The organism is Kitasatospora sp. NPDC114501, assembly GCF_055633695.1.
In genome coordinates this window covers 1-641 of the sequence record NZ_JBVKDS010000021.1, presented here as the reverse complement: position 1 = coordinate 641, position 641 = coordinate 1, and the positions used below count along the sequence as shown (strand labels likewise).

Sequence of the window (641 nt, the reverse complement as noted above, 5' to 3'; positions counted from 1 at the left end):
GGAAACCACCGCGCTCGCCGCCACGGTCGTCGCGGTCACGGCCGTAGCCACCGCCGGACGGACGGTCGCCGCGGTCACGGTTGAAACCACCGGACGGACGGTCGTCACGGCGGAAACCACCGCGCTCGCCACCGCGGTCGTCACGGTCACGGTTGAAGCCGCCACCGGACGGACGGTCGTCACGACGCGGACGGTCGTCACGGTCATCGCGACGGTAGCCGCCACGGTCGTTGGACCAGCCCCCGCGAGACCGGGGCTCGTAGCCTCGGCCGTCGTCCGATCGACGCTCGGGACGGTCCTGGGGCTGGTTCGACATCGTGGTGACTCCTTCTGCTGCTTCAGCTTCACCGCGGGCCGAGCGATCAACTCCGCTGCCGCCACGCGGTTTCGACGCCGGCCTGCTGGCCCGCGCACCTTCTCCATTGTCCGACATGCCGGGTCCCTCCGCGTCTGGGCGGAAGGCCCGGTTTCTGCCGGTCTTCTTCACGTTCGCAAAACACAAAAAGGCCGCGGCCCCAGCGAATCGCTGGGGCCGCGGCCTTGAATAATTGTTCGGCGGCGTCCTACTCTCCCACAGGGTCCCCCCTGCAGTACCATCGGCGCTGTAAGGCTTAGCTTCCGGGTTCGGAATGTAACCGGGC

Annotated in this window: 1 protein-coding gene and 1 rRNA gene; both read right to left on the bottom strand. The window is 68.5% G+C overall.

Going from position 1 to position 641, the window contains the following annotated elements; all coding sequences use genetic code 11:
• A partial coding sequence (locus tag ACZ7RU_RS32435; protein WP_470344553.1) for a hypothetical protein occupies positions 1 to 207 on the bottom strand: 207 nt, incomplete at its 3' end.
• 343 nt (positions 208 to 550) lie between these two features.
• A 5S ribosomal RNA gene (gene rrf / locus ACZ7RU_RS32430) occupies positions 551 to 641 on the bottom strand; the annotation flags it as partial.